The sequence below is a fragment of the Pseudoalteromonas sp. McH1-42 genome (assembly GCF_022347845.1).
GTDB classification, from domain to species: Bacteria; Pseudomonadota; Gammaproteobacteria; order Enterobacterales; family Alteromonadaceae; genus Pseudoalteromonas; species Pseudoalteromonas rubra_D.
The window spans coordinates 108,870-131,593 of the sequence record NZ_JAKRFU010000008.1 but is presented as its reverse complement, the minus strand read 5'-3'; the positions used below and the strand labels follow the sequence as shown (position 1 = coordinate 131,593).

15 protein-coding genes are annotated in these 22,724 nt (G+C 47.4%); 5 read left to right on the top strand and 10 right to left on the bottom strand.

The annotated features are described in order from the left end of the window. Positions 1–6 precede the first annotated feature (6 nt). On the bottom strand, positions 7–2,862 hold the full coding sequence (locus tag MHN31_RS08190; protein ID WP_138538301.1) for a TonB-dependent receptor: 2,856 nt from the start codon (positions 2,860–2,862) through the stop codon (positions 7–9). Between the two features lie 731 nt (positions 2,863–3,593). On the opposite strand from MHN31_RS08190, the gene MHN31_RS08185 reads away from it, so the two are divergent. After that, complete coding sequence (locus MHN31_RS08185; RefSeq protein ID WP_239444012.1) at positions 3,594–5,216, top strand: alpha-glucosidase family protein; 1,623 nt, start codon at positions 3,594–3,596, stop codon at positions 5,214–5,216. Positions 5,217–5,280: 64 nt separating this feature from the next. Here the strand turns inward: MHN31_RS08185 and MHN31_RS08180 are convergent, their stop codons facing one another. The 7 genes from MHN31_RS08180 to MHN31_RS08150 form a co-directional block, all read right to left on the bottom strand. Next, entirely contained in the window at positions 5,281–6,843 is a 1,563-nt protein-coding gene (locus MHN31_RS08180) for an EAL domain-containing protein (protein ID WP_239444011.1), read from the bottom strand. Positions 6,844–7,032: 189 nt separating this feature from the next. After that, complete coding sequence (gene ihfA, locus MHN31_RS08175; RefSeq protein WP_010384797.1) at positions 7,033–7,332, bottom strand: integration host factor subunit alpha; 300 nt, start codon at positions 7,330–7,332, stop codon at positions 7,033–7,035. 2 nt (positions 7,333–7,334) lie between these two features. Beyond that, a complete protein-coding gene (gene pheT, locus MHN31_RS08170; protein WP_239444010.1) occupies positions 7,335–9,722 on the bottom strand; it encodes a phenylalanine--tRNA ligase subunit beta in 2,388 nt (795 codons plus the stop codon). A gap of 13 nt (positions 9,723–9,735) precedes the next feature. Next, complete coding sequence (gene pheS / locus MHN31_RS08165; protein WP_010384799.1) at positions 9,736–10,716, bottom strand: phenylalanine--tRNA ligase subunit alpha; 981 nt, start codon at positions 10,714–10,716, stop codon at positions 9,736–9,738. Between the two features lie 192 nt (positions 10,717–10,908). Then, positions 10,909–11,613 (bottom strand): DnaA inactivator Hda, encoded by a 705-nt coding sequence (gene hda / locus MHN31_RS08160; protein WP_125559376.1) that lies wholly within the window; start codon positions 11,611–11,613, stop codon positions 10,909–10,911. Between the two features lies 1 nt (position 11,614). Further along, positions 11,615–12,670: a DUF2066 domain-containing protein gene (locus tag MHN31_RS08155; RefSeq protein WP_010384802.1), complete on the bottom strand. Its 1,056-nt coding sequence runs from the start codon at positions 12,668–12,670 to the stop codon at positions 11,615–11,617. Between the two features lie 111 nt (positions 12,671–12,781). Continuing rightward, positions 12,782–13,990: a GGDEF domain-containing protein gene (locus tag MHN31_RS08150; RefSeq protein WP_239444009.1), complete on the bottom strand. Its 1,209-nt coding sequence runs from the start codon at positions 13,988–13,990 to the stop codon at positions 12,782–12,784. A gap of 263 nt (positions 13,991–14,253) precedes the next feature. On the opposite strand from MHN31_RS08150, the gene MHN31_RS08145 reads away from it, so the two are divergent. The 4 genes from MHN31_RS08145 (at position 14,254) to gloA (ending at position 18,862) form a co-directional block, all read left to right on the top strand. After that, positions 14,254–15,669: an ethylbenzene dehydrogenase-related protein gene (locus MHN31_RS08145; RefSeq protein ID WP_239444008.1), complete on the top strand. Its 1,416-nt coding sequence runs from the start codon at positions 14,254–14,256 to the stop codon at positions 15,667–15,669. Then, positions 15,666–16,346 (top strand): DUF1566 domain-containing protein, encoded by a 681-nt coding sequence (locus tag MHN31_RS08140; RefSeq protein ID WP_239444007.1) that lies wholly within the window; start codon positions 15,666–15,668, stop codon positions 16,344–16,346. The genes MHN31_RS08145 and MHN31_RS08140 overlap by 4 nt, the downstream gene beginning before the upstream one ends. A gap of 21 nt (positions 16,347–16,367) precedes the next feature. Further along, positions 16,368–18,326, top strand: coding sequence for a pre-peptidase C-terminal domain-containing protein (locus MHN31_RS08135; protein WP_239444006.1), 1,959 nt, complete (start codon positions 16,368–16,370; stop codon positions 18,324–18,326). 95 nt (positions 18,327–18,421) lie between these two features. Next, entirely contained in the window at positions 18,422–18,862 is a 441-nt protein-coding gene (gene gloA / locus MHN31_RS08130; RefSeq protein WP_125559364.1) for a lactoylglutathione lyase, read from the top strand. A gap of 77 nt (positions 18,863–18,939) precedes the next feature. Here the strand turns inward: gloA and MHN31_RS08125 are convergent, their stop codons facing one another. Next, positions 18,940–19,707 (bottom strand): transporter substrate-binding domain-containing protein, encoded by a 768-nt coding sequence (locus tag MHN31_RS08125; RefSeq protein ID WP_239444005.1) that lies wholly within the window; start codon positions 19,705–19,707, stop codon positions 18,940–18,942. A 90-nt stretch (positions 19,708–19,797) separates the two neighbouring features. After that, positions 19,798–22,575, bottom strand: coding sequence for a collagenase (locus MHN31_RS08120; protein ID WP_239444004.1), 2,778 nt, complete (start codon positions 22,573–22,575; stop codon positions 19,798–19,800). Positions 22,576–22,724: the final 149 nt, after the last annotated feature.

Here is a 22,724-nt window from a genome sequence, read left to right as displayed (position 1 = left end):
CGGTGCTTAGAAGCTATAGTTAAACCCTAAGAAGTACTGACGACCAAACTCTTTGTACTCGCCGGTTGCCAATGCCGTACCATAGTTAGTGGTGTTTGGCTCATCGGTCAAGTTATTGATTTGAAGCACGGCCTGCAAGCCATTATCAAAATCATAAGTGCCCTGCCAATCAACTACTGTATATTCATCCGCCCACGCCAGAGATGAACCACCAGGTGACGCACCTTCATACACATATTCATCACGATAACGTACGTTCAGGTGTGTCGTAAATGCGTCGATATTCCAGAAAATCGTCGCACTCCAGACATTTTTAGACAAACCAGGCATAGGTAATTGTTGATCCGGGAAGTTACCACCGCCATCAACTGTTGTTTCACTCTCAGTGTATGAGTAGTTAGCATTGAAACCTAAACCAGAGAAAATACCAGGCAGATTGTCAAACATAGTGGTGTAAGCCAGCTCTACGCCTCGAATATAGCCACCCTGATCATTGTTCTGAGTTGTCTGGTACTGACCAGCAACAAAACCTTCTGGGACTTCAAGACCAATTGTTCCCCAATCAACCTCACCTTCCTGATAGGTAATACTTTCAATCAAAGACTCAATGTCTTTCCAGAAAATAGCCGCTACAAACGCACCACCATCTTCGAAATATCGCTCATATGACAAGTCAAACTGAGTTGCACGGAACGGGTCCAGGTTCGGATTACCTTTTGACCAAACGTTATAACGTGGACTTTCACCGTCATTGGCGGTATCAGCCCAAGAACCAGCACCACCACGTAATTGATACACAGGTGGACGACCCATCACTTTTGCTGCCGCGAAGCGTATCTGATCTTCGTCAGTAACACGGAAGTTAAGGTTTAAAGAAGGCAATGTATCTGTGTATTCTGGTCCATACTCAACGTGACGATAATCTGTTCGTGCCACACCATTATCATCAACGATAGTATCACCTACTTCATCACCTTGGATCTGCTGAATCCCGATTGATTTAGTATCTGTTCTAACAACACGAACACCGAAGTTACCTGTGACAGGAATATCTCCAATTTCAGTATCTATGTTAGCCATAACATAACCAGCTAACACTTCTTCCTTAACCGCACCACTTTCGATTAGTGTCCAGTTATGTTCCCAGGTTTGCTGTGCACCATAATTGCCCGGACCAAATACCGCGTCCGCGATGCCCATCAGGTCTAGCTCAAGATAGTTGAACCCTCTGGTATGCTCCACTGTGACGAACCCATCAAGAGAGTGCGGCATACAGGTATGATTTTGGTGGTTAAATTCGCACCCTTTATTAGTAACGATCGTGCCATCAGGCAGTTTATAACCATTCTGACCTTCACGCGCGCCCCAGCGGAACGTTGAACGCTGGTCTGTAAACTCTCGGTCTGACCAACGAGCACCAACTTCAATAGACGAAATAAACCCAGCCTCAACATGGTATTTAAAATCTACTTTAAAGCTGTCCAGTTCATCTGTATATTTGTGTGGAAACTGCTCCCAGTCACCCAGGCGCATGTTAGACAAGTCTGTATAACTATTTCCCAGAGTCAATAACGGCGAATTTTTCTCTTGCTGTACAAAAGAAAAGGTTTGGTTACGCATCTCCTGCCACGTTTCAACCAAAGTGCCATCTACAACTGCATTTCCAAATTCGTAGGCGTGCATAGATGCAATGACATCGCGGCGCGTTTTTTCACCTTCACTGTGTGCAAAGTCCAGCCTAAGTTCCCACTTATCCGTAACATATTCCAAATCCAGACCAAAGCTGTCTGTGGTAGAATCGGTAGATTGGTCTTCAGAACGCATTTCAACCCAAGGGCCATTGGGATCAGTGATCACAACATCACCAGCAACTAAGAAGCCATCTTTTACTACCGCGTTGTTAAGCGTATAAAGTGAACCTAAATTCTTCTCGAACCCCTCGATATTCAAACCACTTTTGCGGTCTTCTGATTCAAACTCAGAACGGAAGTAGTCAAACTGGACTTTTAATGCATCTGTAGGTTGATAAACCAAAGTACTCATAAGACCTAGGCGCTCGTCTGACCCTTTTGCAGAGCGAACCTGATAGCCATTTACAGAACGCTCTTCTGTACCATCACCATCAAAGTCTTGCGAGCGCTTCGGTGCATGTGCTGATACATCAATGGCATTATTTGGCTGGTTTAAGAACGCCGCGCCAATACCAAAACCCAAAGTTTCGTCCAGGAATTTGCCCTGATAAGAGAAACTGATGCGCTCACCACTTGAATCTGCACCCACATCTGATGCAGCATCATTATAGGAATAACGCACTGAAGAATTGAAGTTATGTTGCTCTTTCGCTTCAAGTGGGTTCACTGTTTTCAGTTCAACCGTTGCAGCAACACCCCCTTCTACCAAAGAGGCTTTTGGCGACTTGTATACAGCAGCCTGATTGATTAGCTCTGATGGATACTGGTCAAACGAAATCCAGCGGCTACCCGCAGTATAACCGCTGGTGCTTGCTTGTTCACGGCCATTAAGTGTTGTCTGAATAAAGTCGCCGTTCATACCACGAATATTCAGCTGAGATGACTGACCACTTGCGCGTACCGCCGTCACACCTGGCAAACGGCTCAAAGAGTCTGCAATGGAAACATCGGGCAAAGATGCCAGATCACCAGCATCAACGACTTCTGCTACTGTGTCGCTGTAACGCTTTTTATCGATTGACGCGATGATACTACGAGAGATACCACGTACCTCGATAACTTCAACATCCTCTTTCTTTGCTGCTTTCTCTTCTTCTGCAACGACCGAAAAGTGGCTAACGCCAGCGGCCATAAGCGCAACTGTTAGCATGCTTGGTTTGAACATAGACATAGTGTTTTATCCCAATTAACCATTTTTATGACGCCTAGTTGTTTATTTTTCCGTCACACGGTGAACCGTGCAGCGCTACAACGATTTATAAAGGCGGTAATTTTGTTGTCAGCGGCAATAGTAGCGCTGTGCTCAACGTCCAAACAACTTTATGCATACGTATTCAATGCAACCCCCATTTCATTTTGTTCACAGAACATTCACCCCGAATGCCCCTAACCCCCTGTTACCTTTATAAATGTTATCGCAACAATCTGACAGCGAATAACCCGTTTTGCGCCTTATCTGAATTTACTAAGTTTTAACGAAAATCAAATATCTGCAAAGGATAGCGCCATTAAATTTGCCGTAATTTTCTACCACACACCCAAGCTGACAATTGGTATTACCAATTAATCCAACTGTAACATAGATGATAGAAGGTAATGTCAGGTAGAAACACATATTGGTAAAGAGCCCCAACAAGTTTGAAATCCTGCTTTTATATTAATTCAATGACAACTAATTATGCTGCATACGTATGCAGGCTTTTTACTCATATCAACGCATGTCGTATGCTCTTCGCCATTGTTAATATTTAGTGTTGTCGTACCCTGCTTACATCATAATCTGACCTCACCTCGTCTGATTTGACTACAGTTATTAAGCCCCTCAATACACAGAGTTGCGAGATGACCCAAAAGGCAGAAAATAGATACGGCAACCTGGCTGCACGGCGCAGGAGAAAGTGCATGGCTCATAATGAATGGTGGAAAGGCGCGGTTATTTATCAGGTATACCCGCGCAGCTTTTGTGATACCAATAATGATGGAATTGGCGATCTTCAGGGGATCATTAGCAAGCTCGATTACATTAAGTCACTCGGCGTAGATGCCATCTGGATCTCGCCATTTTTCAAGTCTCCTATGAAAGACTTTGGCTATGATATCAGCGACTACCGAGATATTGACCCAATGTTTGGCACCCTAAATGACTTTGATGAACTAATTGACAAAGCGCATCAACGTAATATTAAGATTATTATCGATCAGGTACTTAGCCACACTTCAGATGAGCACGCTTGGTTCAGTGAAAGCCGTGCCAGCCAAACAAACGCTAAAGCTGACTGGTATGTTTGGGCAGATGCGAAGCCTGATGGCAGCCCACCAAACAATTGGCTATCTATCTTTGGTGGTGTTGCATGGCAATGGGATTCTCGCCGTTGTCAGTACTATCTCCATAACTTTCTGACAGAGCAACCAGATTTGAACTTCCATAACCCAGAAGTACGTCAGGCGGTTTTGGATAATGTCGAATTTTGGCTGAAAAAAGGCGTTGATGGTTTCCGTCTGGATGCCATTAACTTTTGCTTCCATGATCAACAATTGCGTGACAACCCCGCTAAACCGAAGGAATTGCGTCAGGGTCGTGGCTTTAGCGAAGACAACCCTTATGCTTTTCAATATCATTATTACAACAATACCCAGCCGGAAAACCTCGCGTTTATGGCTGAGATCCGCGCCCTGCTCGACCGCTACCCAGGTACGGTAAGCCTGGGAGAGATTTCATCCGAGGATTCTCTTCAAACCATGGCTGAATATACCTCCGGCGGTGATAAATTGCACATGGGTTACAGCTTTGAGTTACTGACCAAAGACTATAGTGCAAGCTATATTCGTGAAACCGTATCTCGTCTTGAAGCAGTCATGACGGAAGGCTGGCCATGCTGGGCATTCAGTAACCACGACGTAGAACGTGTTGCAAGCCGCTGGTCTAAAGACGGTAAAACGGTTGATGCACGCCAGGCCAGCATGCTCACTGCGCTGTTGGGGTCATTACGTGGCAGTGTGTGTATGTACCAGGGCGAAGAACTGGGCCTGGGTGAAGCCGATGTTGCATTTGAAGATTTGCAGGATCCTTACGGCATTACGTTCTGGCCTAACTTTAAAGGGCGCGATGGCTGTCGTACGCCAATGCCATGGCATACCGAGCAACAGCATGCAGGCTTCAGCGAAGGAAAACCCTGGTTGCCAGTATCACCGGCCCACCAGTCACAAGCGGTTTCTCAGCAAACTGACACTGACGATTCTATTTTGGCTCGCTACCAGGCATTTATGGCATGGCGTAGCACCATGCCTGAGTTACAGGTTGGTGATATCGAGTTTATAGACAGTCCAGAGCCAATATTAGCGTTTCATCGACATTACCAGGGGAAAACGATGCTCTGCGCGTTCAACCTCAGTGAGCAACCAGCGCAGCTTGCACTGGAAATCTCTCACCATACGGAGCACCTGGAGTTGGTTCACCATACCGGTCACTATGAACAAGATCAGCTATCCCTGCCCGGATTTGGCTGCTTCTTTGCTTCACTTTAACCCCTTGACCTAAAAGCCCCGGAACCGGGGCTTTCTCTATTTACAGGCTGTTATAAAACGCGACTTAACAAACCTCTTTAAGCTTCTGAATAGGCATCGCTTTATAATAGTACCAGCCCTGATGCACACACACGCCCTGACGGGATAAATACTCTGCCTGATGCGCCGTTTCTACGCCTTCTGCAATCAACTTTTTATTAAGCTTAGCTGCCATCTCTATCATCGCATTTAGTACGGGGGATTGCAGATTATCCATCCCAATAGAGGCAACAAAGGTTTGATCAATCTTCAGCAGATCAATGGGAAAACTCTGCAGGTAATGCAAACCACTGTAACCCGTACCGAAGTCATCTATCGCGATCTCGACCCCTGAGTTTACCAATGACTGAAGCACAGAATGTATTTGTGCCTGAGATAAAACATCCCGCTCAGTCAGCTCTATGGTGAGCTTAGGAATAACCTGGCTCGCTTTGTGTAAAACTTCAAGATAGTCTGCGCAGGTCAACAGATATCCATTTACGTTAAACGACACTTTAAAGTTCGGTTTACTTTTTAAAATCGCACGCAATTCAGTCAGTGCTCTTTCTATTTGATAAATAGACAGATCAAGAATACTGCCATCCCGCTCTGCTTCAGGAATAAAATAAGCCGGACTAAGCTCGCCCTCAACTGGATGTTGCCAGCGGATCAACACTTCAACCCCAACAACTTCCCGGGTCGTTGCATCTACCAGAGGCTGATAGACATTAAAAAGCTCTTGTTTACTGATAGCCCCAAGCAATAGTGCCCGGCTACTCAATACACGACTATCATAGTGGTTGAGCAACATGGTGAGTCCCACCAAAGAGCCACAATATAAAAGTAACAGGGCTAGCAACCACACAGGTTGAATGGCAGAGAGTCGCTTTGCATCGCTGGCCACCATGATGGTCAGTTGCGGCAAAGCAGCAAGCGGGCGTGCAAAAATATATTTTTGAGTGCCATCATCAAAGTGTCCTTCAAACTCCAGCACATCGGTCATGGGAAATATCGTCTCACCCAAAGGTAAAGTGTATTTGCCACGTAAAAAGATGGGCACGCCGGACTTCCCATCAAGCAACGCAATGAAAGCCAGGTTTTTATGCCGGGTAATATCTAACGTGTCACTCAGCCAGCTGGTTGGTAGTAAGGCATTGACCTCAAAACCATCATTGCGTGTGCGCGCCAGAACAAACGCAGGAACTTGCAAAAAGTCTGTAATGATTGGGCCATGATACCTCAAGCCGGGTTGTTTTATCGGCTCTGTGGTTTGTACCGGGGGCGTCAGACGACCAAACGAGTTACACAGTAAACGGCCATACTCATCAACGATGCCAATCTCACTCAATGCCGGATTAACAAACACCTGCTCTCGCATTAAAGAGATCGTATGAGCATCGCAGGTTTCATCGAGGCGCTCTGCATGTTTTAAAAAGACGTCAATATTATGAAGCTGCGAATCAAGTTCCTGTCGGATCAATTCGGAGGCGGCCTGAACAGATTGCTTTGCGGCTTCTTTCTGTTGCACGTAGACAAAAATCGCCAGCGAGCCAAATAGCAGAGAGCTTATCAACCACGCAACACTGATATTTTTTATACGATTAGTCAAGGAGTGATTACCCTGGATCAACTTCGCACTCCAAACAAATACAAAGGCCAGATGGTAAAACAGGTAAATTAAATTTTTATGACAAGAAACCCCGGTTGATGCCGGGGTTTCTTAATTATCATACAGATATCTAGCTGAAGGTAACGCAGCAGAAGATGCCTGCGAACTAACCCAAAGACGTCTGCGTGATCACAGGTTTTTGCTGGTTCCCACTTCAACACGTGTTTTTAACTTCTGACCAGGTCTAAAAGTTACAACACGGCGTGCCGAGATGGGAATGTCTTCACCAGTTTTAGGGTTACGACCAGGACGCTCTTTTTTATCACGCAGGTCGAAATTACCAAAACCGGACAGCTTTACCTGCTCTCCACTTTCCAGCGCTGAGCGGATTTCTTCAAAAAACGCTTCAACTAAGTCTTTGGCATCCTTTTTATTTATCCCCAATTTCTCAAATAGGTGTTCAGCTATGTCGGCTTTAGTAAGCGCCATATCTAGTCCCTCAACGATGCATTAAATTGTTTGGCCAATTCGGCCACCACGATTTCTACAGTGTCGTTGATGTCTTTCTCTTCGAGCGTTCTATCAACGGCTTGCAGTGTTAGAGCAATGGCTAAACTCTTATAACCAGGCTCAATACCTTTGCCCTTATACACATCGAATAAGTTTAGGTCAACTAATTGATTTCCGCCAACTTTCTCAATGCTTTCTAAAATATCGCCTATTTTTACATCATCTGCAACTAAAATAGCAATATCACGGCGATTTGACGGGAATTTCGAGATACTAACGGCTTCTGGAAGCTTACGCTCAGCGATCGCTGCTGTTTCAACTTCAAAAACGTACGCAGTTTCATTAAGATCCAGTGATTTTTGCAGCTGCGGATGAACCGCACCGATATAACCTACTTTCTCACCATTGGCATAAATGGCAGCAGATTGACCCGGGTGCAAACCATCGCTTGGTTGTGCTTTGAAGCTAAAACGCGCTTTGTCATTGCATAGAGCCAGCAACGCCTCTACATCACCTTTCACGTCAAAGAAATCGGTCTTACGGCTTTCAATGCCCCAATGTTCATTGTGCGTGTTGCCATATACCACACCACCAATCACCGGCGTTTGACGAACGCCGTTTTCTGCTGCTTCGTCTTTAACAAACTTCAGGCCGTGTTCAAACAAACGGATGCGAGCCTGCTGGCGGTTTTGGTTGTAGGCTACGGCATTAAGTAACCCCGGCATCAGGCTTACGCGCATCGCAGACATTTCCACCGAAATAGGATGTGGCAGTACCAGAGCATCGCTTTCAGGGTGCAGCAGTTGCTGTTTCTTAGGATCAACAAAGCTGTAGGTAATCGCTTCCTGATAGCCACGTGCAACCAGTTCGTTACGCAGGCGAGAAACCGGCAAACGCGCTTCCTGGTGATCGGTCATCTTTAATGCCGCAGTCGGTGCTACATTTGGAATATTGTTATACCCAAATACACGTGCAACTTCTTCAATCAGATCTTCTTCAATACTAATGTCGAAACGATAACTTGGTACGACTGCAGTCCAGCTATCATTGGCAAACGCCACATCCAGACCAAGGCGCGTTAGGATATCAGTCACTTTTTCATCAGCAATATGGTAGCCAATGACACGATCCAGACGTGCACGGCGCAGTGTCACAGATTTTGCCTCAGGCAAATCAGCTTCAGACACAGCTTCTACAACCGGACCTGCCTGGCCGCCAGCGATTTCAAGTAGCAAGGCCGTTGCTCGCTCCATTGCATCACGCTGTAGTTGATAATCCACACCGCGCTCATAACGGTGTGACGCATCTGTATGCAGACCATAGCTACGCGCCTGACCAGCAATCGCCAGCGGATTAAAGAATGCACTTTCTAGTAAAATATCCGTGGTGCCTTCTTTTACCCCTGAGTTTTCGCCACCGAAAATACCCGCCATCGCCAGCGCTTTGTTGTGATCTGCAATCACTAATGTGCTTGGCTTAAGTTTCGCTGTGTTGCCATCAAGCAATACCAGCTCTTCGTTTTCAGCAGCACTACGTACTTTGATACCACCTTCAATGGCACTTAAGTCAAACGCATGCATAGGGTGACCCAGCTCAAGTAATACGTAGTTAGTAATATCAACAACCGGATCGATTGAGCGAATGCCAGAGCGACGCAACTTTTCAACCATCCAAAGTGGTGTGATTGCATCCAGGTTGATGCCTTTCACTACACGGCCAAGGTAACGAGGACAGGCCTGGCTGTTCACCAGTTCAATCTCAATCTTGTCATCAATAGTAGGTTCAACGGCCGGAATAGCCAGCTCATTGACATCAATACCATTTAATACGCCGACTTCGCGCGCAAGGCCTTTAATACCCAGACAATCACTGCGGTTTGCAGTCAGGTCAACGTCGATGGTGACATCGTCAAGGTTAAAGTATTCGCGGATGTTTTGACCAATTTGTGCGTCAGCTGGTAGCTCTAAAATACCATCTGAGCTTTCAGCCATGCCCAGCTCTTCAAACGCACACAGCATGCCGTGTGAAGGCTGGCCGCGTAATTTTGCTTTTTTGATCTTAAAGCCGCCCGGCAAAACTGCACCGACTTTAGCCACAGCTACTTTCAAGCCCGCACGGCAGTTTGCTGCACCACAGACGATGTCCAGCAGCTCGTCTTCGCCCACGTTTACTTTGGTTACACGTAGCTTGTCTGCATCCGGGTGCTGACCACACTCAACAACTTCACCGATAACCACGCCATCAAAGTCACCTGCAACCGGGTCGACACCGTCGACTTCCAGACCGGCCATTGAAAGCTGTTCAGATAGAGCCTCGGTATCAATCGCAGGATTAACCCATTCTCTTAACCACTTTTCACTAAATTTCATTGTTGTATCGCTCTTATCTGAATTGGTTTAGGAATTTTAAATCGTTTTCGAAGAAAGCACGTAAGTCGTTTACGCCGTAGCGCAGCATGGTCAGACGTTCTACGCCCATACCAAATGCAAATCCAGTGTACTTCTCAGGGTCAATGCCCACAGAGCGCAATACGTTCGGATGCACCATTCCGCAGCCTAACACTTCTAACCACTTACCATTTTTACCTTTCACATCCACTTCCGCTGACGGCTCAGTGAACGGGAAGTACGAAGGACGGAAGCGGATCTCCATGTCTTCTTCGAAAAAGTTACGTAAAAAGTCGTGCAAAATACCTTTCAATTCAGTGAAGCTCACGTCGGTGTCTACCATCAGGCCTTCAACCTGGTGGAACATCGGCGTGTGTGTCTGATCGTAATCGTTACGATACACTCGACCCGGAGAAATAATACGCAGAGGCGGCTGCTCAGCTTCCATAGTACGGATCTGAACACCACTGGTTTGCGTTCTCAAAACCAGCTTAGGGTTAAAGTAAAAGGTGTCATGATCAGCACGAGCCGGATGGTGCTCTGGAATATTCAGCGCATCAAAGTTATGGAAATCATCTTCTACTTCCGGGCCTGACTTAACCGCAAAGCCTAGCTCTCCAAAAAACTGCTCAATACGCTCGATGGTCCGCGTTACCGGGTGTAAACCGCCCTGCGGTGCCGTACGGCCAGGCAGTGTTACATCAATAGTTTCCGCCGCTAGTTTTTGAGCAAGAGCAGCCTGCTCCAGCGCTTCGCGCTTTTCATTGATCGCAGTCTGAACCTGATTTTTTGCCTGGTTAATCACCTGGCCTGCTTCTTTACGTTCTTCTGGTGCCAGTTTACCCAGGGTTTTTAGTAGTCCAGTGATCTCACCTTTTTTACCAAGGTAATTAACTCTGACTTCCTCAAGTTGCGCAACTTCGCTCGCGTTAGCAACGGCGTCTAGCGCTTGCGCTAAAATATTCTCTAAGTTCATTCTATACCTGATCTTGTTGAGGTCATTTGCCTTTCATTGAATCGATTATAATAACTGAAACAACGGGGCAGATTCTAGCCCAAATTTGGGGCTTTTCATGGACAATTTGCTGGTTGTTGGTTGATTTTGGGCTGGTTTAGCGTTTCTTGTGGAATTTGTGACGCCGACGGTCAAAAATCCCACAAGTGAGACTCACAAATTCAAAGTTGTCTTAATGAATGGGATAGTTAATTTTCGCTGGGCTGCCATTGAAGCATGATCCAGTTTATCAAGCACATCCAGCAAAGCACGCATATCGCGGCTAAGCCGGGTCAGTAAAAATCGCGCGCATTCATCACTGAGTTCAAGGCCCCGCATTTTTGCGCGTTTTACCAGCGCTTCGGCTTTATCGTCATCGCTCATTGAGCGGATCTGAAAGGTGGTCCCCCAGGTAAATCGTGATTCCAGATCCGGCAAACTCAAATTGAGCATGTTCGGCAGCAGATCTGCGGTCACAACCAGACACTTTCCAGGTTCGTTAAAGCGGTTAAAGAAGTTAAACAGGGCTTTTTCCCAGGGCTCATCACCTGCTACCAAATGCACATCATCAATACACACAACATCCAGAGTTTCCAGGCCATCGAGCACCGCCGGACCAAAGTTAATCACCTCTCTGAGCGACAACAGTATGGTCGACAGGCCCTGCTCTTGCGCATGGATACAAGTGGCATAAAGTAAATGCGATTTACCTGAGTCGCCCAGGCCACACAAATAAGTGAACTGGAAATCCTGCTGGCCCGATTCAAGCGCGCTTTTCAGATGCGTCACTTCAAGTGACTCCTCACCACCGAAATAGGCACTGAAAGTTTCATCATCAGGTAAAGTAACGGGCAACGCCATTTGCATTGGCTGCATCATATTATTGCCCTACCCAGCTATATCTCAGGTTATTTGCACTGGCAACCTGATAAAACGCACGAGGGTCAACATAAACGCTAAATGCGCGTTCTAATTTGAGTGATTTTTGCAGATCAACCACCGATGAACCATGTTCAACTTCAAATTTGACCAGATCCCCCTGGCGATAAATAACATCTACGTCCTGTACGGTGCTAATGCTCAGCAACTGCCTTCTGGCCAGTTCTATTTTACTGAATGAGGTCAGCTTATCCACGGTCAATACGGTGCTGCTGGTCGCATACGAACGATTGGGGTCTATCACATATTCTGCGGCCAGTGCCGTTGACATATCATTAATCATAGCAATAAGTAATTGCTGCTTGTCACCCACTTGTTGAGTCGATTCAAACTGATCCGTATCTGTGTAGCGCCAATCGAGTTGCCAACTGCTGCTATTCGGTTGTTTAAACAAACGGCCGGTTATGACCCGTTCTGCGTTATAACGCATCGAGGCGGCTTCAACCGGCTCCGAAAAATTTCCCCACACTTCAGCAATGCCGACCTGCGCGCGATCGGTCAAGTCCATCAAAGGTACAACGACGGGGATACCCCATTCTGCCGCAGTGTCATAAATTAACCGTTCCAGTTGGGGATAACTTTCCTGGGTGACAAATTCTCGTCGCAAGTTATCTTCAATCACCAACCAGATTGCAATCATGGGACGACGGTTGCCCCATAAGGGTAAATTGCTGTCTCTAACCAGCTGTTCGACTTTGTCTGCCTCAAACCTTACGCGTATTTTGATATCACCATCCGCAGACTCGATATACTCATATTTGAGCATATAATCGGAAATACGTTTCTTACTTTGCCGAATGAGTGGGTGATTTAAATGCTCCGTGCGGCCTGTCAACTTTTGGATCACACGGTCCAGCGCTTGCTGACTGGCTACAACGCGCTTTGCACGCGTTTTGTTGTCCACCTGTAAGGTAGCTTCGTATAGGTCTGTTACCTCAACCGCGCTTGCAGCCATACACCAGCCAAACAAACCCAGTAAAAAGAATCTCAGTGCCATAACAACCAAAAAGTTAAGGAGAAAACCCGATCCTAATGCAATCGACGCTGCAAAGCAAAAGCCAGAGTAGAGAGAATTTAATTAGCAGATATCAGGTTGCGGGATTTATCGTCAAACCGACGCTTGTTCATAAAAGTATGCCTGGTTTTTGCCCAGCTCTTTCGATGAATAGAGGGCACTGTCAGCACACTTTAGCAGAGCTTCAGCACTGAACACCCCATTATTATTGGCAACACCGATACTACACCCACACTGTACCTTTTCACCGCCTTCCAGTTGAATAGGGGAAGAGATACAAGCAATAAGGCGTGAACAGATCTGCATCAGCACTGATTTTTCAAGTGGGTCAGACAGAACCACGACAAACTCGTCCCCTCCAAGGCGACACAGCACATCGTAAACACGTAGCTCTCCCTTTATTCTCTTGGCAACTTCCTGCAACACAATATCACCACTGTGATGGCCATAGTTATCATTGATGGGTTTAAAGTCGTCTAAGTCCAGATACAAAATATGTACGATAACCGAACCACGCTTTGACCGCTCTGCGAGATTATTCAGCTCCCGGAATAGAAACTTTCGGTTCGTCAGGCCTGTTAGTGTATCGTGTAGCGCTTCATGCTCCAACCGCTGTTGCAATGCCTCCCGAATACTTATTTCTTTTTGCAACTCAGACAAGCTCGATTCGAGCTCTTGGGTGCGTTCCGCTACTTTGATTTCTAGTTCACCCTGATAGTTTTGCAAAACCGTATTGGCTTCAACTAAAGCTTGTTGGTTATTGAACGCATCCAGGGCTGAGGAGATCACATGGCTAATCGTAAACAGCACATCGACAATCACACCTGAGTATTCATCCTCACGACGATAAGATTGTATGATAAATGCGCCCATAAAGTTGTTGCGATTGACCAGGGGAAAACAAAGCCATTGCTTTGGCACTGTGCCGATGATATTTAACCGCCCTTCTGCCACCATTTCATTCAATTGCTCAGTGGTATAGTTGCACACATTTTGCGACTGCAAAGCATAGGCTGTTAATGAGTGTGCGATTTCATCCAGAGACAATGCTTCTAAATCTTCTGGGTCAATGTCATCCTTTACATCATGAAAATAAGGGAAAGTCAGACTGCCATCTTCCCGATATAGCACAACATAAAAATTATCCGCATAGGTCACCTTTTGCAAAATACAGTGTATGTCCAACAAAAACCGTTGGATTGAATCACTCGTATTTAAGCAGGCCACTATGTCTGTCATGCTGTCAATCACTTCTCCGCTGTCGAGGGCTTCTTCCGTCGTCTCTGACAAAAACTCATTCATCCGGTTCTCACTTTTTCACCTTGCGTCGGGCACTTATTTAGTTTAGTCGAGGTTTTATCAGATTGCTTTGAGAATCATTCTTTGGTGATCACATGGATTTACGCATGAGTTAGTGCTTGACATAAAACTGCAACCCTTTATGTTTACACTATTTAAACATACAGATAACAAAAATTACGATGCGTAGAGTCACTTTTGTCCTTCTTCATGCCTTAGTAATCTTACTGGTGGTTTGCAGCCTGCTTACTGGCTTAAGGTTTTCTTTGTTAACACAAGACTGGCTGATGGTCATTAGTCCACTGCTGCCCGACGGCGATTTATACCCATGGCATATAGCCAGTGCCAGTATCCTGAGTGTACTGGCGATAAGTTATTTGTTGCTTTCACTGTGGCGCCCCTACCGCAGCAACCCAAACCAATACCACCTATGGGTTAACCGTCTGGGGTACCTGATTATATCAAGCCTGCTGTGTTCGGGCTGGTTTCTCTGGGCCGGTATATATGTTGCGCAGATGCAGCCGCTACACTTCTATAGTGTCTGGTTGTTACTACTTTATCTGCTCATCCATGGCTGGATTTACTTCATTCAGTATGGCAAGCGCGTTTTATTTGCGCTCCTCCCCTCTCGTGTTGAAAAACAAGGTGCGTTTATCCTGACCTCTGTATGCACACTAGGTCTTCTGTTGTATGCCGGTATTCGCTATTCGGCAGACACACTTGAAGTCGCGTCGCTGAGTCCAAGTGAGTTCATTGACATAGATGGGCACGGTGATGAAGCACACTGGTTAAGGGCACCTGTTTACACCATAGAAACCCATGGCGGCGCTAACTTTAACGGCGGCCGCAGCACCATTCGCGTGCAGGCACTGGCGAATCAGTATGAAAGCTATTTCCTGATACGTTGGACCGATCCCAGCATGAGCACCAACCACCTACCTTTATTAAAAACCAAGGCTGGCTGGAAAATCCAACAAAATGGCTTTTACCAGTTTGATGAGCGTACTTTCTACGAGGACAAACTGGCTGTGATGCTTTCCCGCTCGTGTTCTGGCGGAGCTGACAATACCACCTATCTGGGCCACCGGCCCCTAGATAGCAAGCCACCTAATTGGCACGGCAAAGGTTTCCACGCCAGTATGGATGGTGAAATACGGGATTTATGGCACTGGAAAGCGGTGAGAACCAATGACATGTATCAAGCCGATGATAATTTTTTTGGTCCACCGGCCCTGGTGCAGCAAGGGCAACGCCGCTATACCGCCGGGTATCAGCCTGATGGCAAAGAAAGTGGCGCTTATGTGATGAACTGGCAGTGGTACACACCAGGGACCGTTATCCCAAAACGGTTACCACACAAAGGCAATGTGCATCTGAACGTCTTACCTTGGTTTGGCAGCACGCCCTATCACGAAAAAAAGGATATGTTTTTACCCGGAAGCAAGCTCTCATCTATTCTGTACCGCTCTAACCGGTTCGAGGGAGACCGAGCCGATGTCAGAGCACGAGGTAGCTGGGACAGTGGTATCTGGACCCTTGAATTAGTGCGAAAGCATAACACCGGCTCTATACATGATGTGCCACTTGAAAGTGGTACTTGCATGTGGTTTTCGGCTTTTGACCATGCTCAGGTGGCACACACCCGCCACATTCGTCCAGCCATCTTAAGGTACCCGCTATGATCACACGTCTACTAATGTCATTGGCGACCGCTGTCATTGTTATCTCATTGTTGTGGATAGAACCTTTGAGTCCGGTCGTCCAGCCTCATCCAAGGTTTGTTAAACTGGATCGAGCAGGTAACCCATTATCTCCCTGGCAGGGCCCCTGGTCCTGTGTGTTAGATACCCAGCGAGACCTGATATGGGAGGTTAAGACCGACAGTGAAAACATTCATGATGGCTACTGGACCTACTCCTGGTACACCTCATCTGACGAGAGCATACAAAGTCAGGCCAGAGGCGAAGCGAACCTGGGAGATTGCTATTTCGAATCGTCGCGATGTGACACCCAGGATCTGATCAACAGAGCAAGGCAGACAGCCTTGTGTGGCCTGACACATTGGCGCCTGCCTACCAGTGGTGAATTAAGCAGCCTGCTGCAGAACCCGGCCCGCCCGGGACATGTGCATATCGCTCAGGACTTTTTCCCTCATATGAAGCATGGTGATTACTGGAGCGCAGACCATTCACAGCCTCTTTCAGGCCATTATCAACGCTTTAAACAAGGTGCGACCGCGGTCAACTTTCATACCGGGGAGCAGTACCCACTTCCCTACCGTAACGCAGCGTTTGTGCTACTGGTGGCCGACTTACCCACAGAGTTTAGATCTACACGCCTCAAAGGCGTGACCCATTAACCAACAACAGGAAACGAGTCTATGAGAGTGCTTTTAGCGGGCCTCACCACGGTTGCTTTATATGCCACCACTGCCCACAGCGCCAGTGATTATCACCGTCTGATCTGGGACACTAACCCCAGTCATCAGGCCACTGTGGGGTATACCCCTACTGGCGGCAGTAACCATTACATTAAATATGGCACAACGACGAATGAGCAAAGTTGGACCACAGTGCAACCGACAGCCACGAGTGTTTTTGATGGGAGCCTGCAAAGCGAGTTTGTGACGTTAACCGGGCTGAGTGCCAATACTGCTATTTACTATCGCGTATGCGACAGCACCGGATGTGGCCAGCGCTTATGGTTTAAGACCGCCCCTCAAACTAGCACAGGGTTTGTCGCCATCGCTGGCGGAGACACCCGCACAGGCTGGACGACTCGACGTGAAGGCAACGAACTGGTCGCAAAGATCCGCCCCTTGTTTATCATGCATGGTGGTGACTATACCAATGCCAATTCTGCTCAGGAAATGCGAGAGTACCTCAAAGACTGGCAACTGACATTTTCAAACGACGTGATAGACGGACAAAACTACAAACGAATTTACCCGTTTGTTGCCACATTTGGTAACCACGAAGGTGACAACTTTAAAACGCTTTGTCAGGTATTCGGCGTAGACTTTGACAAAGATGGAGCCTGCACCAATAAAGACAGCTATGGTGCCTTTAATATTGCTAACCTCCTGCGTGTTTACACCCTAAACAGCCAATACAAAGACAGCGGCTGGTCTGCCTATGCGACGGCCATGAACAACTGGCTGAAACAAGACTTGCAAAGTAATGGCGGTAGCACCAAGTGGCGTATTGCTCAATATCATAAACCCATGTATCCCCATTACTCTGGTAAATCAGACAATACTATTTTGCATACCTGGTGGGCTGATTTGTTTTATCAGCATGGTATGAACCTGGTAGTGGAATCCGATACACACATCAACAAGCTGACCGAAGCTTTGCAGCCTTCAGGATCCGGATTTACCAAAACCACCACAGGCGGTACTGTGTATGTGGGTGAAGGCAGCTGGGGTGCCCCGGCACGCTCTGCCAACGATCCTAAAAGCTGGACGATTGATTTAGCCAGCATTCAACAATTTAAAGTACTGAGTGTGGCACCCGACACCCTGAAAGTACAAACTGCCCAATTTACAGCTGGCGCTGATACGCTCACACGCGAACAACGTGCTGCCGACGCGCTGGCGCTGCCTGCCAATATCAGTTGGTGGTATGCTAGTGAGCTTGGAGAAACCATGACACTCAAGCGTGCCGCCAATTCGCTGTCGATCATCGACAGAGACAGTGGCCCGGTTGACCCTGGCAATGAGCTGCAAAACGGCCAGCCTGTCGGTAACCTGTCAGGCGCTGCTGACAGTGAAAAGGTCTTTACCATGCTTGTACCACAAGGAGCAAGCAATCTGCGCTTTACCATGAGCGGTGGCAGTGGCGATGCCGATCTCTACGTACGCTTTGATCAAAAACCCACTACTTCAACCTATGATTGCCGCCCCTACAAAGATGGTAATAATGAAAGTTGCAGTATCAACCCGGCACAAGCAGGCACTTATTATATCGTGGTCCGAGGTTATCAGGCGTTTTCCGGTGTATCCATAGTCGGCCAATATGATCTGGGCACCCCACCGGGAGATGGTAATAAACAAGTCTGGACTGGGTTAAATGCGACAACAGGCAACTGGATCCATAAAACCTTTGATGTGCCAGCCAGTGCCACTAAGCTCACCGTCAGTACCTCCGGCGGCAGCGGTGATGCCGATCTGTATGTTCGTTATGGCGCCCGGCCAACCTCATCTAGTTACGATTGCCGCCCTTACAAAGATGGCAATGCCGAAACGTGCACACAAACTCAACCTCAAACCGGCACATGGCATATTTCTGTGAAAGCCTATAAAGGCTTCAGCGATGTCACATTGACCGCAGAGTATTGATAGTCTGACGCAATCAGGAGAGCAATCCCCCTGCTCTCCTTGATTTTTCTCGATATGCCCTTATCTTTCAGTCCTGACTTTAAAGGGGCAAATTTATGAAATACCTGCATACTATGGTTCGGGTCGAGAACCTCGACGCATCATTAAACTTTTATTGTGATCTACTGGGTTTGGTGGAAGTAAAACGTAAAGACAGCGAAAAAGGCCGTTTTACACTGGTTTATCTGGCTGCACCAAGCCAACTGGAAGACGCTAAAACGCACTTTTCTCCCACCATTGAGCTGACTTACAACTGGGATACTGAACAATACACTGGCGGGCGTAACTTCGGGCATTTAGCCTTTGCCGTAGAAGATATTTACGCGCTGTGCGAAAAGCTTCAGGCGGCGGGCGTTACTATTAATCGCCCTCCCAGATGCGGGCACATGGCTTTTATCAAATCCCCCGATGGTATCTCCATTGAATTGTTGCAACAAGGCGAGCCACTGCCACCACAAGAGCCCTGGCTAAGCATGGAAAATACGGGAAGCTGGTAAAGCTGCTCTTTCTTAGCGACAGTCATTGATTGATAAATTCGGGTTCAAAGACTGGGCCCGATATAAACACGCAAGACTCAGCCCGGACCTGCATCTATCTGATATCGGCTTAATAATTGAGTCAGCTTGCTGCGAAATTCTTCATCGCTGAGTATGGCTGATAACCTGTCGTACTGAGGCTGAAGTTGTTTCGGTAAAAGCATTGCCCGGTAGTAAGTTTCATGAGGTTGTTTGGACAGATGGAAGTGCTCCTGCCAGCGATTTTTTTTGATAAAGTAGTTTAGTGTTGAACGGCTGACAATCGCAAAATCAACACGCTCTCTCAGCGCCAGCTCCAGCAGACCTTCTTCACTGTTTGCATCAACTCGCTCCAGTGCCCCCGCTTTTACCGGCTTAACCGTGCGAAAATAATGATAGCCTAAAATGCCACCAAACTTTTTGTTGGCCATAGAAGCTACGCCATCGTATTCAAAGGGGTTTTCAGCACAAGAGACGAACTCATCGGTGTCATACATCAGGGCTGTACTCCACAAATAACGTGATTTGTCGGGGTCTTTAAACCAAACAGGGTGAACCCCCAAAACAGCACCATCGAGGGTTTGCTCGTTAAGGTCCCGTTCAATACGCCTGCGTGGCAGGTATACCAGCTTATAACGTGTATGAGACTGAGATACATTGAGTAAGGCTACAAAGTCAAAATACAGGCCACGCTGCTCAGCCTGATTCATGATGTAAGGCGGTTTATTGTGGTAGACATAGATGTTCAGCCGCTCCGCTGCGTGCGACGGCAATAGTACACTGAGTAAAAGTAAGATAAGGCCATTAATTAACAGGTTTAATTTCACAAATAGCTGCCACAAAAGGCTGGAGAAGACCCTTTAAATCTAGAGCCTGTCTCTCCAACCTTCAAGCACGTTTGTTAAATAGTCTTAACCTTAGTTACACCAGCCATCGTTATAAGTAACCTGGATAGTGGCACCACTTGGTGCACCGCTCACCTTCAAATACCCCCAGTACTGGCTTTGCCCGCTGAGATTGATACATTCACCATTGCCTGCACGCTCAGAGCGGGCGTCGACATTGCTCCCGTCAGGCCAGCCCTGGTTACTGTACTCCAGCGTCAAATCACCATTGCCATGCGCGGTTTCAATGCGAATGCTCTGTTGACCACTCACATTCTCAAGGCTAAACCACATAGGCTCCTGATCACTTAAGCAAACCGCCTGATCAGCGGATAGTCGGCCACCAGAGACACTGCCCTGATCCACGCAAGTATCCGGCAAACCCGCAACCGGTGCTGTATAGCTGGCAACCAAGTTCACATCCGCGTAGGCGTTATAACCTCTGAGCATAATGTAATACTCTCCGGCCTGTGGTGTCGCAACATCGCATCGCTCAGCGTTACCGCCAACATAAGGGCGACAATCGTAGGTGTCCAGCGTGGGTTGCTGACCATGGCGCAAGTATAAATCAACGTCACCCGTGCCACTACCAGTGCTGACCGTCAGATCAGTCGCCCCGGCCGGCAATTGGATTTTAAAGTACTTCAGTTCGTCCTGAGCGCCTGTAACTCGCACTGCCTGACCATTTTGCAGCTCAGTGATCCCCTGATCTGCGTCAATCACGGCCTGAGTGGTTACTTGATGTGCCAATCCCTCACTGTCGGTTACTTTCAATGTCACCGTGTAATTTCCGGCATCCCCGTAAGTATGTGTGGGGCTGGCCTGGGTGCTCTGCGCGCCATCGCCAAACTGCCACAGATAGCTCAGGCTTTGACCTTCAGGGTCTGAACTGCCCTGACTGCTGAAGCTGACCGATGAACCAGCAGTGCCCTGGTAAGGCCCATTGATCACGGCTGTTGGTGCCTGATTAGTGTCCCCAGCCAGTTGCTGGGTCCACTGAGTAAACTCGTTGCTGTACTGTGCGGCCCACTTATTCATACGCGTTTTATAGGCGCTCCAGTTGCCAACCCGCGTCTCCCCCAGCATTGCATTGACTTCATCTTTATGTGTTTCAATCATGAAGCGTACCGCCAGATAACCCCAGCGATAGATACGATCCTGGTCAAAACCATCATAAGTGGTTTCAAATACTTCGCCTAACTGATAGGTGCTGCCGTCTTTAATCGTATCTATGGCGCGCTGATTGTCGTTCAGGTTTGCCACATACTCTGCAACCCCTTCGCTCCACCACACAATTGCCTCAGTCGGCGCGTTAAAGTCACCATACAAGTCAAAACGGCCATCCAGGTAATGCACGTATTCGTGCTCCAGATTCCAGACATAGTGATCAGCCTTGGCATAGCTCGCTTCATAGGCAATGAAGTTTGCCTGGTTGCCAACCACACTCGGATCGCCTTCCAGATACATACCGCCGTTATCTGTGCCAATACCAAAAATTGGTCCTGCATACTTTTTATAGTCACTGCTGCTGTTGAAAATGTTGACCTGCAGCATTGTATTGTTGTCATCAGCAACTGGTGTTTGATTAGTTTCGAGCATGGTATGGAAGCGAGTCTCTTCCGCTGCCATAGTGTCACATGCTGACAGATGTTGTGCCTGGGTCATATCTTGAGATCGAATACGGATTGTGCTGCTGCACTGATAGGTCTGTGACAAGGCCTTGTTGGTCAACTCCTCTTTAAACCCACAGATCCCAAAATCATTACAATCCGCGTAGTAGGTCGCAACATCAGCGGCACCAAGCCAGATCCCGTCACCATAGCCATAGCTCTGATAAGTAGAAAATAGCGCTTTGAGGGCCGTATCAACCGAGCTCTGAATAGGCGTACCCTGATAGTTTTTAAGTCTGGCAAGTTCTCTGCCCGCATTGATTATCAAGAATTCTGCGTCCGAACCCACCATCCAGCTTTGTTTGGTGAAATTAGCCAGTAAGCTAACCAGTTCGGTATCTTTACCAACCAGCGTAACGAAATCACTGTTCCACTGGCCCCGGAATAAAATGGTGAAGATCCCATTCACCGCACCACGCATATGCCAGCTGGTTGCATAGCTTTCACTCCAGCGAGATAACCAGGCTTTGACCACAGGCAGATAGACGTGCTGCAGCTCGGCAGAGTCCATCGTCGTCATGACTTCACTCAGCACCTCTCCGTGCGCATCATTGTTGTCATAGAAATGACGGTTATTCACAAAGGCATCGAGGGCACTTCGAACCGTGCTCTGCACTGTGGGATCAAAGCTCACTGAGTCATTGTAAAACTCGACATAAAAACCCGCGCGAATAAACAAAAACAGCGCTTCCAGCTCGCTGCTGCCGGTGCCACTATAGCTACCTGACAGGGTCGTCGCTTGCTGCGCCGCAGCCAGCATTTTGGCCGACGTAAAGGTCGCCACCTGAGTTGCCGAGGGCGCACTGAATAGATCATTAACGCAGGTTGCACCCTGCCCCGTGATCTGTGCCACGATTGTCGATGCACTCGCGTTAGCAAATGCGGTTAAGTCACAGCCACTGGCAAGATCAACCTGCTCAGACGCCATCTGCATCATCACGGGCAAATGTGAATGCAGCGCAGTGTCACGTGCTGCTGTTGGCGCGTTGTCCTGTGCCGCGTGATTATGACCCTCATCGCCATGTGCTAATTGCAGATCGGCCACACTCAGTGGTTTAAAGTGTCGTTCAACGTGTTGTTGTGCGGCTTCCACACTTGCACAGAGCAAGGGAAGCGCAGCGAGTATTGCTTTTATTTTCATAATTTAACCTTTTTAAAATGTGTATCCAAACCCCAGAAGAGGTGACATATTATTAACACTACGCACACAGTGTATACAATATAATTTATATAATTTTATTGAATATACCACCTAGCATTTCCTTTTAAGCATAATTTATTCATTTAAGT

What these genes read in the sequence shown, in the direction of transcription:
- MHN31_RS08120 (WP_239444004.1), bottom strand. Translation starts at nt 22,575, where the DNA reads ATGAAAATAAAAGCAATACTCGCTGCGCTTCCCTTGCTCTGTGCAAGT.
- MHN31_RS08135 (WP_239444006.1), top strand. Translation starts at nt 16,368, where the DNA reads ATGAGAGTGCTTTTAGCGGGCCTCACCACGGTTGCTTTATATGCCACC.
- MHN31_RS08190 (WP_138538301.1), bottom strand. Translation starts at nt 2,862, where the DNA reads ATGTCTATGTTCAAACCAAGCATGCTAACAGTTGCGCTTATGGCCGCT.
- MHN31_RS08140 (WP_239444007.1), top strand. Translation starts at nt 15,666, where the DNA reads ATGATCACACGTCTACTAATGTCATTGGCGACCGCTGTCATTGTTATC.
- MHN31_RS08185 (WP_239444012.1), top strand. Translation starts at nt 3,594, where the DNA reads ATGGCTCATAATGAATGGTGGAAAGGCGCGGTTATTTATCAGGTATAC.
- MHN31_RS08150 (WP_239444009.1), bottom strand. Translation starts at nt 13,990, where the DNA reads ATGAATGAGTTTTTGTCAGAGACGACGGAAGAAGCCCTCGACAGCGGA.
- MHN31_RS08155 (WP_010384802.1), bottom strand. Translation starts at nt 12,670, where the DNA reads ATGGCACTGAGATTCTTTTTACTGGGTTTGTTTGGCTGGTGTATGGCT.
- ihfA (WP_010384797.1), bottom strand. Translation starts at nt 7,332, where the DNA reads ATGGCGCTTACTAAAGCCGACATAGCTGAACACCTATTTGAGAAATTG.
- hda (WP_125559376.1), bottom strand. Translation starts at nt 11,613, where the DNA reads ATGATGCAGCCAATGCAAATGGCGTTGCCCGTTACTTTACCTGATGAT.
- pheT (WP_239444010.1), bottom strand. Translation starts at nt 9,722, where the DNA reads ATGAAATTTAGTGAAAAGTGGTTAAGAGAATGGGTTAATCCTGCGATT.
- gloA (WP_125559364.1), top strand. Translation starts at nt 18,422, where the DNA reads ATGAAATACCTGCATACTATGGTTCGGGTCGAGAACCTCGACGCATCA.
- pheS (WP_010384799.1), bottom strand. Translation starts at nt 10,716, where the DNA reads ATGAACTTAGAGAATATTTTAGCGCAAGCGCTAGACGCCGTTGCTAAC.